This window comes from Streptomyces canus (assembly GCF_041435015.1).
GTDB classification, from domain to species: Bacteria; Actinomycetota; Actinomycetes; order Streptomycetales; family Streptomycetaceae; genus Streptomyces; species Streptomyces canus_G.
Map to the genome: position 1 here is coordinate 7360771 of NZ_CP107989.1, position 15619 is coordinate 7376389.

13 protein-coding genes are annotated in these 15619 nt (G+C 71.7%); 4 read left to right on the plus strand and 9 right to left on the minus strand.

Annotated elements, in window-relative coordinates:
* Positions 1-67: 67 nt before the first annotated feature.
* Entirely contained in the window at positions 68-961 is an 894-nt protein-coding gene (locus OG841_RS33615) for a TIGR01777 family oxidoreductase (protein ID WP_328637957.1), read from the minus strand.
* Positions 962-1032: 71 nt separating this feature from the next.
* On the opposite strand from OG841_RS33615, the gene OG841_RS33620 reads away from it, so the two are divergent.
* The gene (locus OG841_RS33620; RefSeq protein WP_371567851.1) at positions 1033-1521 is read left to right on the plus strand and encodes a GNAT family N-acetyltransferase; all 489 of its coding nucleotides are present in this window, start codon (positions 1033-1035) and stop codon (positions 1519-1521) included.
* Positions 1522-1702: 181 nt separating this feature from the next.
* Here OG841_RS33620 and OG841_RS33625 read toward each other — a convergent pair whose 3' ends face one another.
* On the minus strand, positions 1703-2887 hold the full coding sequence (locus OG841_RS33625; protein ID WP_328637955.1) for a MarP family serine protease: 1185 nt from the start codon (positions 2885-2887) through the stop codon (positions 1703-1705).
* 857 nt (positions 2888-3744) lie between these two features.
* Between OG841_RS33625 and OG841_RS33630 the strand changes: the two genes are divergently transcribed.
* Positions 3745-4509 carry a peptidoglycan recognition protein family protein gene (locus tag OG841_RS33630; RefSeq protein WP_371567853.1) on the plus strand — a complete coding sequence of 255 codons (765 nt, stop codon included), beginning with the start codon at positions 3745-3747 and terminating at the stop codon, positions 4507-4509.
* Between the two features lie 29 nt (positions 4510-4538).
* Here OG841_RS33630 and OG841_RS33635 read toward each other — a convergent pair whose 3' ends face one another.
* A complete protein-coding gene (locus OG841_RS33635) occupies positions 4539-5666 on the minus strand; it encodes a lipid II:glycine glycyltransferase FemX (RefSeq protein ID WP_328637953.1) in 1128 nt (375 codons plus the stop codon).
* Positions 5667-5825: 159 nt separating this feature from the next.
* Here OG841_RS33635 and OG841_RS33640 point away from each other — a divergent pair, with 159 nt between their 5' ends.
* Complete coding sequence (locus OG841_RS33640) at positions 5826-6062, plus strand: hypothetical protein (RefSeq protein ID WP_328637952.1); 237 nt, start codon at positions 5826-5828, stop codon at positions 6060-6062.
* Positions 6063-6089: 27 nt separating this feature from the next.
* On the opposite strand, the gene OG841_RS33645 is transcribed toward OG841_RS33640, so the two are convergent.
* The 4 genes from OG841_RS33645 to OG841_RS33660 all read right to left on the minus strand — a co-directional run bounded on the left by OG841_RS33645 (position 6090) and on the right by OG841_RS33660 (position 11326).
* Entirely contained in the window at positions 6090-6608 is a 519-nt protein-coding gene (locus tag OG841_RS33645; RefSeq protein ID WP_328643510.1) for a DUF4240 domain-containing protein, read from the minus strand.
* A gap of 56 nt (positions 6609-6664) precedes the next feature.
* Positions 6665-7663 carry a helix-turn-helix transcriptional regulator gene (locus OG841_RS33650; protein ID WP_371567856.1) on the minus strand — a complete coding sequence of 333 codons (999 nt, stop codon included), beginning with the start codon at positions 7661-7663 and terminating at the stop codon, positions 6665-6667.
* A 76-nt stretch (positions 7664-7739) separates the two neighbouring features.
* Entirely contained in the window at positions 7740-10442 is a 2703-nt protein-coding gene (gene aceE, locus OG841_RS33655; RefSeq protein WP_371567859.1) for a pyruvate dehydrogenase (acetyl-transferring), homodimeric type, read from the minus strand.
* Positions 10443-10702: 260 nt separating this feature from the next.
* On the minus strand, positions 10703-11326 hold the full coding sequence (locus OG841_RS33660) for a GntR family transcriptional regulator (RefSeq protein ID WP_020115869.1): 624 nt from the start codon (positions 11324-11326) through the stop codon (positions 10703-10705).
* Positions 11327-11539: 213 nt separating this feature from the next.
* Between OG841_RS33660 and OG841_RS33665 the strand changes: the two genes are divergently transcribed.
* Entirely contained in the window at positions 11540-12211 is a 672-nt protein-coding gene (locus tag OG841_RS33665) for a hypothetical protein (protein WP_371567861.1), read from the plus strand.
* 59 nt (positions 12212-12270) lie between these two features.
* Here OG841_RS33665 and sucB read toward each other — a convergent pair whose 3' ends face one another.
* Positions 12271-14073 (minus strand): 2-oxoglutarate dehydrogenase, E2 component, dihydrolipoamide succinyltransferase, encoded by a 1803-nt coding sequence (gene sucB, locus OG841_RS33670; RefSeq protein WP_371567864.1) that lies wholly within the window; start codon positions 14071-14073, stop codon positions 12271-12273.
* Positions 14074-14134: 61 nt separating this feature from the next.
* Positions 14135-15523, minus strand: coding sequence for a dihydrolipoyl dehydrogenase (lpdA, locus tag OG841_RS33675; protein WP_371567867.1), 1389 nt, complete (start codon positions 15521-15523; stop codon positions 14135-14137).
* Between the last annotated feature and the right edge of the window lie 96 nt (positions 15524-15619).

The window sequence follows — 15619 nt, forward strand, 5'->3', positions numbered from 1 at the left end:
CAGTCGCGCATCGGCAGAGCACGGTCGCACAGCGGTCGCATGGTGTCACAGACGGCCACGGGAACCCTCACGCCGCCCGGATCGCCCCCTCGATGTCCGGGAACGCGAACGTGAACCCCGACTCCAGCAGCCGCGTCGGCCGCACCCGTGCGCTGCCCAGCACGTCCCCGGCCATCTCGCCGAGCACGGCCCGCAATACCGGCGCGGGGACGGTGAAGAGGGTCGGCCGGTGCAGCACGCGGCCCATGGCCTCGGTGATCTCACGGTTCGTCAGGGGCTGCGGGGCGGTGAGGTTGAAGGGTCCGGACAGCCCGTCGGTCTCCAGGAGATGGCGGATCGCGGCCACCTCGTCGTGCAGCGCGATGAACGACCAGTACTGCCGCCCGTCGCCCATCCGCCCACCAAGTCCCGCCTGGAACAGCGGGAACAGCTTGCCCCAGGCTCCGCCGCCGCGGCCCACCACGAGCCCGGTGCGGGTGAACGCGGTCCGTACGCCGGCCTGTTGAGCGGGCGCGGTCGCCCCCTCCCACTCCACGCACAGCTCGGGCAGGAAGCCCTGGCCGGCAGGGGAGTCCTCGTCGACGATCCGGTCGCCGGTCTCGCCGTAGTACCCCATCGCGCTACCGTTCACGAAGACCCGGGGCGGCTTGTCCAGGGAGGCGACCGCCTCGGCGAGGGCCCTCGTGCCGTTCACCCGGCTGTCGTGGATCTGCTTCTTGTACGCGTCCGTCCAGCGGCGCGAACCGACCCCCGCCCCGGCGAGGTTGACCACGGCGTCGCACCCCGCGAGCCCGGCCGTGTCGACCCGCCCGGCCTCGGGGTCCCACCGGACCTCGGTCCCGTCCTTGGGCTCCCGGCGCACCAGCCGCACCACCTCGTGCCCGTCCGCGGTCAGGGACCGCGTCAGGGCCGAGCCGATCAGTCCGGACGCTCCGGCCACCGCGATTCTTGAAAGTTGCATGACCTCATCCTGCCTGGTGGGTGAGTAAGAGCGATGTCTGGTTCCGGTACCTCCACCGTAGGCTGGCGGTCATGTCCCAGCTGTCCATACGCCTCGCTCTCCCCGACGACGAGGAGGAGCTGGCCCGCCTCGAGCGTGCCGAATGGTCGCCCCTGCACGACGTCCTGCCCGAGCAGCAGCCGCCCTACCGGCCGTTCTTCGACGAGCGGCACTTCCCCGACGACTGTCTGGTCGCCGAGGCCGACCGCCGCATCCTCGGCTACATCCGTCTCGGTTTCCCGACCGGGCTCGAGGCGAGCGCCCATGTGCGCCAGATCCAGGGTTTCGTCGTCAGCGCCCGGGCCCGGGGCCGCGGTGTCGGCCGGGCCCTGATCCGCGCGATCACCGAGGAGGCCCGGCGCCGGGGCGCCCGCCGCCTCACCCTGCGCGTCCTCGGGCACAACACGCCCGCCCGGGGGCTCTACGAGTCCGAGGGCTTCGCGGTCGAGGGCGTGCTGCCGGAGGAGTTCCTGCTGGCGGGGGAGTACGTCGACGACGTGCTCATGGGGCGCCGTCTCTGAGGATCTGGTCGGCCGCGGCGGTCGTACGGCGTCTGCGCACCGGCAGGCAGAGCGCGACCCCCGCCACGAGCAGCGAGATCAGGAAGAACACGGGCACGGGAGCCTCCGGGGTGCCATGCGGGACCAGTGCGGGACCGGTGTCGTGCGAGACCGTGTCCCCGTCATCCGGGAGGCTGCCGCGTTACGACGTGACCAGATCGCCCGTGTCCACCGGCGACGTGGCGTCCGCCGCCTTCTCGGCGTCGCCGGCGACCTCGTCGACCGTCAGGACGTAGCCCGTCTCGTCGTCGGAGGTGGAGCGGGCGAAGACCACGCCGTAGACCTTGCCGGAGGCGGTCAGCAACGGGCCGCCGGAATTGCCGGGGCGGACGGTCGAGCGGATCGAGTAGATCTCGCGGGTGACGGTGGCGTCGCTGTAGATGTTCTGGCCGGTCGCCTTCACCCGGTTGGCCACCGTGGCCGCCTGGAGGTTCAGGTCACCGTCCTGGGGATAGCCGGCGACCACCGCGGAGTCGCCCCGCGAGGCGCTGTCGTCGAAGCGCAGCACCGGCGCCCGGAGATCCGGGACGTACAGCACGGCCACGTCCCGGTTCGGATCGAACAGCACCACCCGTGCCTTGTACGGCTGCCCGACCCCGCCGACCCGCACGCTCGGCTCGTCGATGCCGGCCACCACATGGGCGTTGGTCATCACGTGCTGCGGGGCGTACACGAAGCCGCTGCCCTCGCGGCCCTGGGTGCCGGAGGCGCCCTCGATCTTGACCGTGCTGAGCTTGGCCGCGTCGGTGGCGGCGGCCGTGACGCTGTCGCCGGTGGGCTTGGCGACCTCGGCCGTCGACTCGTTCTCGAACGGGTTGAAGACCTGCGGGAAGCCCGCCTCGGTCAGCGCGGAGGTGGCCCGGGAGAACCAGGACGGCGTGGTCTCCGGCATGGAGTCCTGGACGGCGCCGAGCAGGGCGGAGTCCCGGATGGCGGTGGTGACCAGCGGGGACGAGGACGCGCCGAGCACGCTTGCGGCGACCCAGGCCACGATGAGCACGGCCACGGAGTTGGCGGCGGCACCGCCGACGCCGTCCGCGACTCTCAGCGGGCCCTGGTCCAGCTCCCGGCGCAGCCTGAGCGCCAGCCGTCCCGCCAGCTCGTGCCCCACCGCGGCCGGGACCAGCACGGTCAGCACGGCGGTCACCGTCGCGGCCGTGCTCCCCGGTGCCACCAGGTCCATCATCCACGGCAGCACCCACACGCCCACGACCGCGCCGCCGACGAACCCGGCGAGCGAGACGCAGCCGGCCACCAGACCGCGTCGGTAGCCGGAGGCCGCATAGGCGGCGATCACCAGCAACAGCAGGATGTCGAGCACGTCCACGGAGCCGCCCTTCTCTCTCGGAACCTTCAGTACGCAGGCGAGGCGTCCAGTGATCAGCCGCACGCACGCGTGGCCGGTTCCCGGCGGTACGTGTGCGTGCACCTGGAAAAACGTCGCGGACCAGGACGATGGTTCCACCGGGTGGCACAGCACACATCGCGGGCGGAGCGGATCGGGCCGAGAGTGGAACCATGCGTGTCCGAAGAGCGCGGGGGATGCGAGGACGGCGAACGGCCCGAATACGTGACGCGAGCGGGACAGGACTCGCGGCCCGCATACGTGACGCGAGCCGAAGAGGCCTCGCGCTCCAAAACCACCTCCCCCGTAAACACCGTCCGGCGCCCGCTGCCATCGGCTCCACGGTTCCTGACAGCCCCGAGGCGCCGACCGGACTCACCGCTCCGGTCGCCCCGACGGCGTCTGCCGGGCCTGCGGCCGCTGCTGGGGACGGGGTGTCCACCGGGCCTGCGGTCCCCGCACGTCCGGCGGCAGCTGACGAGCCCGTGGTTTCTGCCGGGACAGCCGACCCCGACGGGGCTGAAGCCACCCCTGGGGCCGCCGCTTCGGTTCGGCCGACGGCCCCCGTCCGCCGTCCCGCGACCCCCGTCCGGTCGGCGGCACCCGCCGGGTCCGCGCCCCCCGTCCGGCCTGCAGTCCCCGCCGACCTAGCGGCCTCCGCGGGGTCCGCGCCCCCCGTCCGGCCTGCAGCTCCCGCCGACCCAGCAGCCCCCGCACCGTCGGCGGCCCCCGCCAGGTCCGCACATCCCGCGCCGTCGGCGGCCCCCGACAGGCCCGTGGCCGTCGGCCCACCCGCCGCTTCTGTTCGGGCGGCGCGGCGGCTCCCGTTCGCTGTGCGCGTGGTGCTCGGGTGTGTTCCCGGGCTCGGTGCCGTCCTCGCGCTTGTGCTGTGTGTCAACGGCGTCGAGCGCGCGGTCGACGCCGGGCCCGCCAGGGCTGCCGAAGTGGCCCGGCACGGGCTCGCGGCGCACCGCGCGGTCAGGCCGCACATCGTGCCGCGGTCGGTGTGGGCAGCCGGCACCGATGAGGCGAACTCCGCCGCCCGCACCCCACCGCCCCCGCGCTACGACGACAAGGTGCTCGCGGTCTTCGTGCACCACACCGACTCGCCCAACGACTACGACTGCGCCGACACGCCCCGCATCATCCGCTACCTCGCCGCCGGCCAGACCGGCGCCCGCAACTGGGACGACATCGGCTACAACTTCCTCGTCGACCGCTGCGGCACCATCTACGAGGGCCGTGCGGGCGGCGTCGACCGGGCCGTCACCGGTGCCCACACCCAGGGCTTCAACCACCGCACGGCGGGCATCGCCGCCATCGGCACGTTCACCGCGGGCGTTCACGTCCCGCGGGCGATGACCGACGCGATCGCCGCACTGGCCGCCTGGAAACTCGGCCTCACCGGGATCGACCCGCGCACCACCGTACGTCTCACCTCCAGCAACAGCCTCAGCCGCTACGCCGCCGGCACCACCGCGAAGCTGCCCGCCCTCGCCGGCCACGGCGACGGCTACATGACGACCTGTCCCGGCGCCGCCCTCAGGGCGCGGCTGCCGGAGATCAGGGAGACGGCCGCCCGCCTCCAGGGCCGACGGACCTGACCCGCGAGCCGCCGCCGAGTGCCGCCGGGTCACCTGCGCCCGAGATACACCCCCAAGGCCCGCTGCAACACCCTGCCCTGGAGCCCCACCGGCCGTTCCCACTCCCCGAGGTACTCCACGACCCGGCCGCCCGCCCCCGTCTTGAAGCGGAGCCGGCCCAGCAGACGATCCTCGCCGAGGGAGGGATTCACGGAACGCAGGTCGTACGTCTCGGCACCGGCCGCCCGCGCGTCGCACAGCATCCGCCACAACAGCGCGCTGCTGGGCCGTAGTTCCCGCCCCCGGCGACCGGACGCGGCGTAGGAGTGCCAGACGCGGGAACCGACGTTGATCATCAGCGCGGCGGAGAGCACCTCGCCGTCGTACTCGGCGAGATAGAGCCGCAGCCGGTCGGAGTCCTCGGCGTTCATGGCCTCCCACATGCGCCGGAAGTAGACCGGCGGGCGGGCCCGGAAGCCGTCTCGGGCGGCGGTCGCGGCATAGAGGCGATAGAAGTCGGGCAGATCGGCGGCCGTCCCCCAGGAGACCCGGACACCCGCCGACTCGGCCGTGCGCAGGGACTGCTCGAAGTGCGGTGCGAGGGCTCCGCGCAGCTCGTCCACCGAGCGGCCCGCGAGCGGGATGTGACAGCCGTAGCGCGGCTGTCCGAGCCCGAAGCCGCTGTCCTCGTCCTGCGCGCACCGACGCCACCCCAGCCCGCGCAGCCGTTCCCCGGCGTCCAGCGCGAACCCGTCGACGCCGGCCGCGGGCACCTCGCGCACATGGCGTACGTCGGGGTCGGCGATGCCCGCCGTCACCGTCCCGGGGTCCCAGTGCCGCACGACGACGGGTGGCCCGATCCGCACCGAGAACGCCCCGCGCTTCTCCAGGTGGGCGACCAGCGGATCCAGCAGGCGCTCCGGGCGCGGGTCGCGCCAGTCGATCGCGGGCCCGTCGGGGAGATAGGCGAGACAGCGCCGGGTGCCGGGCAGCGGCCGGTACAGGACGAGGGCCGTCGCGACCCTCGCGTCGCCCTCGAACCAGCCGACGCTCTCCGCCAGCCAGTCGGGCTTCACGTCGGCCCACTCGGGGATCTGGAGATGGCTCGCGTCGGGGTGCAGCCGCAGATGGGCGAGATGTTCCTCGCGCGTGATCTCGCGCACATACGGGCTGGTCATGGGCGGGGTGCTCCTGTTCGGGGCGGCCACGGTAAGCCGGGAGTCACGGCAGGGGTCAAGAGGCCGAGCCCTCACAGGTTTCTCGCAGGCGACTCAAGGACCACTCCGAAACAGCCGCCCTATCGTCAGGCACACGCACTGACTGGAGGTGGGGAAGAAATGAACAGCAGTCACACGAACACCACGGAGACGGCCGGCGGATGGACCCGGACCGCGCGCGGCCCCTGGGCGGTCGTCTGCGCCGTCGCGGCCGTGATCCTCGGCCCGGCAGCCGTCACCGCGTCCGCGCTCGACCAGGCCAACGCGGCCCCGATGCACCACGCGGTGAAGGCCGACCGGACCCAGGCGTACATCCCGACGGACACGACCCGGCGCAGGGCCACGACGGCGGCCTGAACACAGGGCGAGCGGCCTGACCGGGACTCAGCCCCTGAACCGGTCCCACAGCTTGGGGTACCGCTCCGCCAGTACCCGGTCGCTCTCCAGGTCGACCGGCGCGCCGAGCGGCTCGGAGGCCCCGGGCGGGATACCCAGGTCGGGAGCGACGGCACCGGTGAGCTGCTCGTATGCCTCGTCGGCCGCGTAGCCCAGTTCCTCGCCGTCGCCGTCGATCTCCTCGTCGAAGTCGGCCAGCAGGTCGGCGAGCGAGTCGGGGTCGTGCACACCACCCTCGTACACCTCGCGCCCCTGGCCGATCAGCCAGCACCGGAAGGAGTCGAAGGCGTCGTCGCTCACCCCGTCCAGCAGGATCCAGGCGGCGCCCCACAGGTCCCAGGTGTACGCACGGTTGAAGCGGGCCTCGAAGTGACGGGCGAAGTCGAGGACCATGTCCGGGTCCAGCGTCAGGAGCCGGTCCACGAGCAGGTCGGCCTGCTCCTCGGGGTCTCCCTCGGCGGCCTCGCGGGTGGCGTCCACCAGCTCCCAGAACTCCGTCTCGTCCATCACGGGTCCAGCATCGGGCCTGGAAGGGTGGGACGCACGTGGAGTGCGGCGGATTGTTATGTCCCGAACAGGGTCTCGTCCCTGCCGTACAGCCCCGCCAGACGCACGGCGTCCCTCGCGAACCGCGTCCGCAGGCTCTCCGGAGCCAGCACCTCGACGTCCGGCCCCAGCGACGCGAGCTGCCCATGGGCGACCTCCTCGGACTCCACCGGGAGGGTCACCGTCACCCACCCGTCGTCGTCCGGCGGCCCGGCGGCCGCCAGTGCCTCCCGGGCGGGACCGGCGGGATCGACGGCGTACGGCAGTCCGCGCGCCCCCGCTCCTGACAGCCGTACGACGACCTCGGCCCGCAGGATCGAGCGCGCGAACTGTTCGGCGCGCTCCTCCCAGAACCCGGGCAGGTCGAACTCCTCGTCGCGCTCGAAGCGTTCCCCGGCGGCCGTCACCGCCATGAACCGGTCGATGCGGTACACCCGGAAGGTGCCGTTCCCCGGGATCCGCGCGCACAGGTACCAGACGCCCGCCTTGAGCACGAGCCCGTACGGCTCCAGCTCTCGCTCCACCTCGCGCTCGCGGCCGCGGTAGCGCGTGGTGACCCGTCTGTCGTCCCACACGGCGTCGGCGACGGCGGGCAGCAGCTCGGGGGACTTCGGCTCGGTGAACCAGTTGGGCGCGTCGAGATGGAACCGCTGAGCGGCCGTACGGGAGGCGTCGCTGACGGAGGGGAGCAGCGCGGCGGACACCTTCAGCCGGGCTGCGGAGGCGGCGTCCTCGAGCCCCATCTCGCGCAGCGCCCCCGGCACACCGGACAGGAACAGCGCCTCGGCCTCGCCGCGCGCCAGGCCGGTGAGGCGGGTGCGATAACCGCCGATGAGGCGGTACCCGCCCGCCCTGCCCCGGTCCGCATACACGGGAACCCCGGCCCCCGACAACGCCTGCGCATCCCGGGTGACCGTCCGCTCCGACACCTCCAGCTCCCGTGCCAGCTCGGCGGCGGTCATGGAGGGACGGGACTGGAGGAGCAGCACCATTTTGATGAGACGGGCAGCACGCATGGGTTCATGATGCCGGGGGCCACTGACAGCGAAGGGGTACGGCGGCCGCCGTACCCCTTCCTCGAAGCTCGGGCTCTTACAGCCCGTACTTCTCGCGTGCTTCCTTCACGGCCGTCGCCTTGACCTCGCCCCGGCGGGCCAGCTGAGCCAGGGCCGCGACCACGACGGACTCCGCGTCGACGCCGAAGTGGCGGCGGGCGCCCTCGCGGGTGTCGGAGAGGCCGAAGCCGTCCGCGCCGAGCGAGGACCAGTCCTGCTCGACCCACTGCGCGATCTGGTCCGGGACCTGGCGCATGTAGTCGGAGACCGCGAGGACGGGGCCCTCGGCACCGTGCAGCGCCTGACGGACGTAGGGGACCCGCTCCTCGCCGCGCAGCAGGCCGGCGTCGGCCTCCAGCGCGTCGCGGCGGAGTTCCGTCCAGGACGTCGCGGACCACACGTCGGAGGCCACGCCCCACTCCTCGGCGAGCATCCGCTGCGCCTTCAGCACCCAGTGGATCGCCGTGCCGGAGCCGAGGAGCTGGATGCGGGGGGCGTTCGCGGCCGGGGAGAGGCCCGCGGACTCCGCCGTGTTGAAGCGGTACAGACCCTTGACGATGCCCTCGTCGATGCCCGGACCGGACGGCTTGGCGGGCTGCGGAAGCGGCTCGTTGTAGACCGTCAGGTAGTAGAAGACGTTCGGGTCCTCACCGGGGGCCGCCTCGCCGTACATACGGCGGATGCCGTCGCGCACGATCGTGGCGACCTCGTACGCGAACGCCGGGTCGTACGTCAGCGCCGCCGGGTTCGTCGCCGCGATCACCGGCGAGTGACCGTCCGCGTGCTGCAGGCCCTCGCCCGTCAGCGTGGTACGGCCCGCCGTGGCGCCGACGAGGAAGCCGCGGCCGAGCTGGTCGCCGAGCTGCCACATCTGGTCGGCGGTGCGCTGCCAGCCGAACATCGAGTAGAAGATGTAGAACGGGATCATCGCCTCGCCGTGCGTCGCGTACGCGGTGGACGCGGCGATGAAGTCGGCCATCGAACCGGCCTCGGTGATCCCCTCGTTGAGGATCTGGCCGTTCTGGGCCTCCTTGTAGTACATCAGCTGGTCGCGGTCGACCGGCTCGTACGTCTGGCCCTTGGGGGAGTAGATCCCCAGCGACGGGAACAGCGACTCCATACCGAAGGTGCGCGCCTCGTCCGGGACGATCGGCACCCAGCGCTTGCCCGTCTCCTTGTCGCGGACCAGGTCCTTGATCAGGCGGACGAAGGCCATCGTGGTCGCGACGTTCTGCGTACCCGAGCCCTTGTCGAAAGAGGCGAAGGCCTTCTCCGCCGGGGCCGGCAGCGGGGCCACCGGGTGCACACGGCGGGCGGGGGCCGGACCGCCGAGGGCCGCGCGACGCTCCTGGAGGTAGCGGACCTCGGGGGAGTCGGCGCCGGGGTGGCCGTAGGGGACCACGCCGTCGACGAAGTCACTGTCCTTGATGGGCAGTTCAAGCAGGTCACGCATGGTCTTGAACTCGTCCACCGTCAGCTTCTTCATCTGGTGGTTGGCGTTCTTCGACGCGAAGCCCTCGCCGAGGGTGTGGCCCTTGACCGTCTGGGCCAGGATCACCGTCGGCGCGCCCTTGAACTCGACGGCGGCCTTGTAGGCGGCGTACACCTTGCGCGCCTCGTGGCCACCGCGGGAGAGGTGGAAGCACTCGAGGATCTTGTCGTCGGACAGCAGCTTCGCCATCTCGACGAGGGCCGGGTCCTTGCCGAAGAAGTCCTGGCGGATGTAGGCGGCGTCGCGCGTCTGGTACGTCTGCACCTGCGCGTCGGGTACCTCGCGGAGCCGTCGTACGAGCGCGCCCGTGGTGTCGAGCCGGAACAGCGCGTCCCAGGCGTTGCCCCACAGCGACTTGACGACGTTCCAGCCGGCGCCGCGGAACTGGGCCTCCAGCTCCTGCACGATCTTGAAGTTGGCGCGGACCGGGCCGTCGAGGCGCTGGAGGTTGCAGTTGATGACGAAGGTGAGGTTGTCGAGGCCCTCGCGGCTCGCGAGCGCGAGTGCCGCCGTGGACTCGGGCTCGTCCATCTCGCCGTCGCCGAGGAAGGCCCAGACGTGGGAGTCGGAGACGTCCTTGATGCCGCGGGCGGTCAGGTAGCGGTTGAAGCGCGCCTGGTAGATCGCGGAGAGCGGGCCGAGGCCCATCGACACCGTCGGGAACTCCCACAGCCAGGGCAGACGGCGGGGGTGGGGGTACGACGGGAGGCCGTTGCCGCCCGACTCGCGGCGGAAGTTGTCGAGCTGCTGCTCGTCCAGCCGGCCGTCGAGGAAGGCGCGGGCGTAGATGCCGGGGGAGGCGTGGCCCTGGATGTAGAGCTGGTCGCCGGACCCGTCGGCCTCCTTGCCCTTGAAGAAGTGGTTGAAGCCGGTCTCGTAGAGCCAGGCCGCGGAGGCGAAGGTGGCGATGTGGCCGCCGACGCCGTATTTGGAGCCGCGCGTGACCATCGCGGCCGCGTTCCAGCGGTTCCACGCGGTGATCTTCCGCTCCATCTCCTCGTCACCGGGCGCGGACGGCTCGGCGGCGGTGGGGATGGTGTTGACGTAGTCGGTCTCGAGGAGCTTCGGCAGCGCGATGCCGTTGCCCTCCGCCCTCTCCAGCGTGCGGCGCATCAGGTACGCGGCACGGTGCGGGCCGGCCGCCTTGGCGACCGCGTCCAGGGAGGCCTGCCATTCGGCGGTCTCCTCGGGGTCCCGGTCGGGGAGCTGGTCGAGCTCGCTGGCCTGGATGGCGTTGGGGTCGGTCATGTCGCCGCCTTCCTCAGTCGAAGGGGTTCCCTCAATCAGGCAGGGTTTCGGGGGTGCCCTTTGTCTTTGGCAGGACAGGGCGGAGGGCCCCGGTAAGGGCCCGTCGGCGACTCTAACTCGCTGATCGATGATCGATCAAAGGGTTGAGAGGCAAAACTTCTCGATGGCGAGAAAGTAGGCACGGGGTGCCTCGGACGGAGACACCGGGTGCCTTGTTTTCGAAGGGTTTCCGCAGGTGAGCGCGGGTGTGCTCGGCTGCGTCAGGCCCGCGGCGCGCACCCCAGGACATGCGCCTTCACGATCTCGGGGATCCGCGGGTCCCGGCGCTTGAACGCCGCCACCAGCTCCTCGTGCTCCTCCGCGTACGACTGCTGGACCGTCCCCAGCCAGCGGATCGACAGGGCGGTGAAGACCTCGATGCCGAGGCCCTCCCAGGTGTGCAGCAGCACGGAGTTGCCGGCCGCCCGCACCAGCTCGCGGTGGAAACCCACCGTGTGCCGCACCTGCCCCGTGCCGTCCGAGTCGCGGTCGGCCTCGTACAGCGCGGCGACATGCGGTTCCAGGGCCGAGCAGTCCTGCGCCAGGCGCTCCGCCGCCAGCTCCGCCGCGATGGCCTCCAGGCCGGCCCGCACGGGGTAGCTCTCCTCCAGGTCGGCCGCCGTCAGGTTCCGCACCCGTACGCCCTTGTTCGGGGCGGACTCGATCAGCCGCAGCGACTCCAGCTCGCGCAGCGCCTCCCGCACCGGCGTCTGGCTGACCTCCAGCTCGGTCGCGATACGGCGCTCCACGATCCGCTCGCCCGGCTGCCAGCGCCCGCTGACGATCCCCTCCACGATGTGCTCGCGGATCTGTTCGCGCAGCGAGTGGACGACGGGCGCGGTCATGAGAGCTCCTTAAGGGCGTTTGACGTTTAGACAATAAGGCCGAGTGCCCGTCCGGGAGGGGCGCACGGGGGCGCTTTCCTGCAGGTGAGACGAGGCTTACACGCTCCCAGCCGCACGACTTCTGTCAAGACACGGAACCCCACGGCTCTGAGAAGTGTCGCGTTCGTCAGGGGTTCCCGCGCGGGGCGCCCCTTCGCACCACAGGGGGACGGCATGAACATCGGGGGACAGCGCGGACTGGCGTTCGCGGCCGTGATCGGCGCGATCGTCGCCGTGACGGGCTGCGCTCAATCGGTCGCACGGGCGACGGCCGACGTGACACCGAGCAGTACCGAAGCGACCGAAGCGATCACCGGCATGGCGGGTGCGACCCGGAGCAGCGGCGCCGCCTGCGTCTTCGTCAAGCCCGACGGGGCACAGAAGTTCGGGCACGTCGGCTGGGGTTTCAAGGTCCCGGGCACCGGACGCTGGGTCTACGGCGCCGTCGAGAACCCCAGCGCGAAGCTGTACACCCCGCCGGGCGGCGACATCGGGGCCTGGCACGCGGAGGGGTCGTACGATCGCATGCTCAGCGACATGTCCACCGACGCCTATTACCCCGGCACGTCCGAGCACCCCTACAGCCGCTACCGCTGCACCACGTCCTCGACCCATGACGTGAACAACGCCCGCGCCATGATCCGCACGGTCGAGGCCCGCGGCTTCCTCGTCGGGGTCGACCCGAGGACCGGGAAACTCACCTCCCGGGACTGCCTGGACGCCACCTACGACGTCCTGAAGGCGTACCGGACGAGGCACCTCACGCCCGCACCCAAGTTGTCCATCCCCAACGTGTGGGCGGAGGAGCTGTGGGGCTGGTCGGACAGGACGCTGACGCCCCGGTGAGACGACGGTGCCCCGTCCGGAGAGCTCCGGACGGGGCACCGTACAGGCACTTCTGAGGCTTACAGGCCGAGCTCGACCTCGAACTCGCCCGCCTCCAGGATCGCCTTGACCGCGGTCAGGTAACGGGCCGCGTCGGCGCCGTCCACCAGACGGTGGTCGTAGGAGAGGGTCAGGTAGGTCATGTCGCGGACGCCGATGACCGTGCCCTCCTCGGTCTCGATGACCGCCGGACGCTTCACCGTGGCACCGATACCGAGGATCGCGACCTGGCCCGGCGGCACGATGATCGTGTCGAAGAGCGCACCGCGCGAACCGGTGTTGGAGATGGTGAAGGTCGCGCCGGACAGCTCGTCGGGCGTGATCTTGTTCGCGCGGACCTTGCCCGCGAGCTCCGCCGTGGCCTTGGCGATGCCGGCGATGTTGAGGTCGCCCGCGTGCTTGATGACCGGGGTCATCAGGCCCTTCTCGGAGTCCACCGCGATACCGATGTTCTCGGTGTCGAAGTAGGTGATCGTGCCTTCGCCCTCGTTGATCTTGGCGTTGATGGGCGCGTGCGCCTTCAGCGCCTGGGCCGCGGCCTTGACGAAGAACGGCATCGGGGAGAGCTTGACGCCCTCACGGGCCGCGAACGCGTCCTTGGCACGGGCGCGCAGCTTCATCAGGCGGGTGACGTCGACCTCGACGACCGAGGACAGCTGAGCCTGCTCGTGCAGCGCCTTGACCATGTTGTCGCCGATGACCTTGCGGATGCGCGGCATCTTGACGGTCTGGCCACGGAGGGGGGAGGCCTCCAGCGTCGGCGCCTTCTTGGCGGCGGGGGCAGCCGGGGCGGCAGCGGCCGGAGCCGGAGCAGCGGCGGCGGCCTTCGCGGCCTCGGCGGCGGCGATGACGTCCTGCTTGCGGACCCGGCCGCCGACGCCGGTGCCCTTGACGGAGGCCAGGTCGACGCCGTTCTCGGCGGCGAGCTTGCGCACCAGCGGGGTGACGTAGGCGCCGTCGTCACCGGAGGTCGCGGCCGGAGCCGGGGCCGGGGTGACCGGGGCGGGCGCGGGAGCCGGAGCGGCGGGCGCCGGGTCGGGAGCCGGAGCCGTCTGCTGCTGCGGGGCCGGAGCCGAGGGCGCCTGCGGAGCCGGAGCCGGAGCCGGAGCGGGCGCCGGAGCCGCGGGGGCCGGGGCGGGGGCGGGGGCCTCGGCGGCCGGGGCCGGAGCGGCGGGGGCCGGGGCAGCGGCCGGAGCCGCGCCCGGGGCGCCGATGACGGCGAGCTTCGCGCCGACCTCGGCCGTCTCGTCCTCGCCGACCACGATCTCCAGCAGGACACCGGCGGCAGGCGACGGGATCTCGGTGTCGACCTTGTCGGTGGAGACCTCGAGCAGGGGCTCGTCCTCCGCGACCTCCTCGCCGACCTCCTTCAGCCACCGGGTGACGGTGCCCTCGGTGACGGACTCGCCCAGCGCGGGCAGGACGACGTCCGTGCCCTCGGCGGAGCCGCCGCCGGAAGCGGCCTCGGCGGTGGGAGCCGGCGCGGGGGCGGCCTGCTCGGTGGACGGGGCGGCCGGAGCCGGCTCCGGGGCGGGCTCGGCGACCGGCTCGGCGGCCGGTGCCGGGGCAGCGGCGGGGGCGCCGGTGCCGTCGTCGATCACGGCCAGCTCGGCGCCGACCTCGACCGTCTCGTCCTCGGCGACCTTGATGGAGGCCAGGACGCCGGCGGCGGGGGAGGGGATCTCGGTGTCGACCTTGTCGGTCGACACCTCGAGCAGCGGCTCGTCGGCCTCTACACGCTCACCCTCGGCCTTCAGCCAGCGGGTGACGGTGCCCTCGGTGACGCTCTCGCCGAGCGCCGGAAGGGTTACGGAAACCGCCATGGTTTCGGTTGCTCCTTACGAATTGCGGAAGTCTGTGATCGTCGCTTCGTCGACCGAGGGATCAGTCGTGCGCGTGCAGCGGCTTGCCCGCAAGGGCCAGGTGCGCCTCGCCGAGCGCCTCGTTCTGCGTCGGGTGGGCGTGGATGAGCTGGGCGACCTCGGCCGGCAGCGCCTCCCAGTTGTAGATCAGCTGGGCCTCGCCGACCTGCTCGCCCATGCGGTCGCCGACCATGTGGACGCCGACCACTGCACCGTCCTTCACCTGGACGAGCTTGATCTCGCCCGCGGTGTTCAGGATCTTGCTCTTGCCGTTGCCCGCGAGGTTGTACTTGAGAGCGACGACCTTGTCCGCGCCGTAGATCTCCTTGGCCTTGGCCTCGGTGATGCCCACGGAGGCGACCTCGGGGTGGCAGTAGGTCACCCGCGGGACGCCGTCGTAGTCGAGCGGAACGGTCTTCAGACCGGCCAGACGCTCCGCGACCAGGATGCCCTCGGCGAAGCCGACGTGCGCGAGCTGGAGCGTGGGGACCAGGTCACCGACGGCGGAGATGGTCGGGACGTTGGTGCGCATGTACTCGTCGACCAGGACGTAGCCGCGGTCCATCGCGACGCCCTGCTCCTCGTAGCCGAGACCGGCGGAGACGGGCCCGCGGCCGACGGCCACCAGCAGCACCTCGGCCTCGAACTCCTTGCCGTCGGCGAGGGTGACCTTGACGCCGGCCTGGGTGTACTCGGCCTTCTGGAAGAAGGTGCCCAGGTTGAACTTGATCCCGCGCTTGCGGAAGGCGCGCTCGAGCAGCTTGGAGGAGTTCTCGTCCTCGAGGGGAGCGAGGTGCTTGAGACCCTCGATGATCGTGATGTCCGACCCGAAGGACTTCCACGCCGAGGCGAACTCGACGCCGATGACACCGCCGCCCAGGATGATCGCGGACTTCGGCACGCGGTCCAGGACGAGGGCGTGGTCCGAGGAGATGATCCGGTTGCCGTCGATCTCCAGGCCCGGCAGCGACTTCGGCACGGAGCCGGTCGCGAGGAGCACGTGGCGGCCCTGGATGCGCTGTCCGTTGACATCGACGGAGGTCGGCGACGACAGCCGGCCCTCACCCTCGATGTAGTGGACCTTCCGGGAGGCGACAAGCCCCTGGAGGCCCTTGTACAGGCCGGCGACCACGCCGTCCTTGTACTTGTGCACCCCGGCGATGTCGATGCCCTCGAAGGTGGCCTTCACACCGAACTGCTCGCTCTCGCGGGCCTGGTCGGCGATCTCGCCCGCGTGCAGCAGGGCCTTGGTGGGGATGCATCCCCGGTGCAGGCAGGTACCGCCGACCTTGTCCTTCTCGATCAGGGCGACGTCAAGCCCCAGCTGAGCCCCGCGCAGGGCCGCGGCGTAACCGCCACTACCACCGCCGAGGATCACTAGGTCGAAAACGGTGCTGGCGTCGTTCGCCACGTCACGTCCTCCATGCATGTGCGCCGTACGCCGGTCTCCAGTGACCGCGCGGCGGCTGGTGTCCGGCCGCTCTTTCTTCGGCCCTGTGGTGGGGGC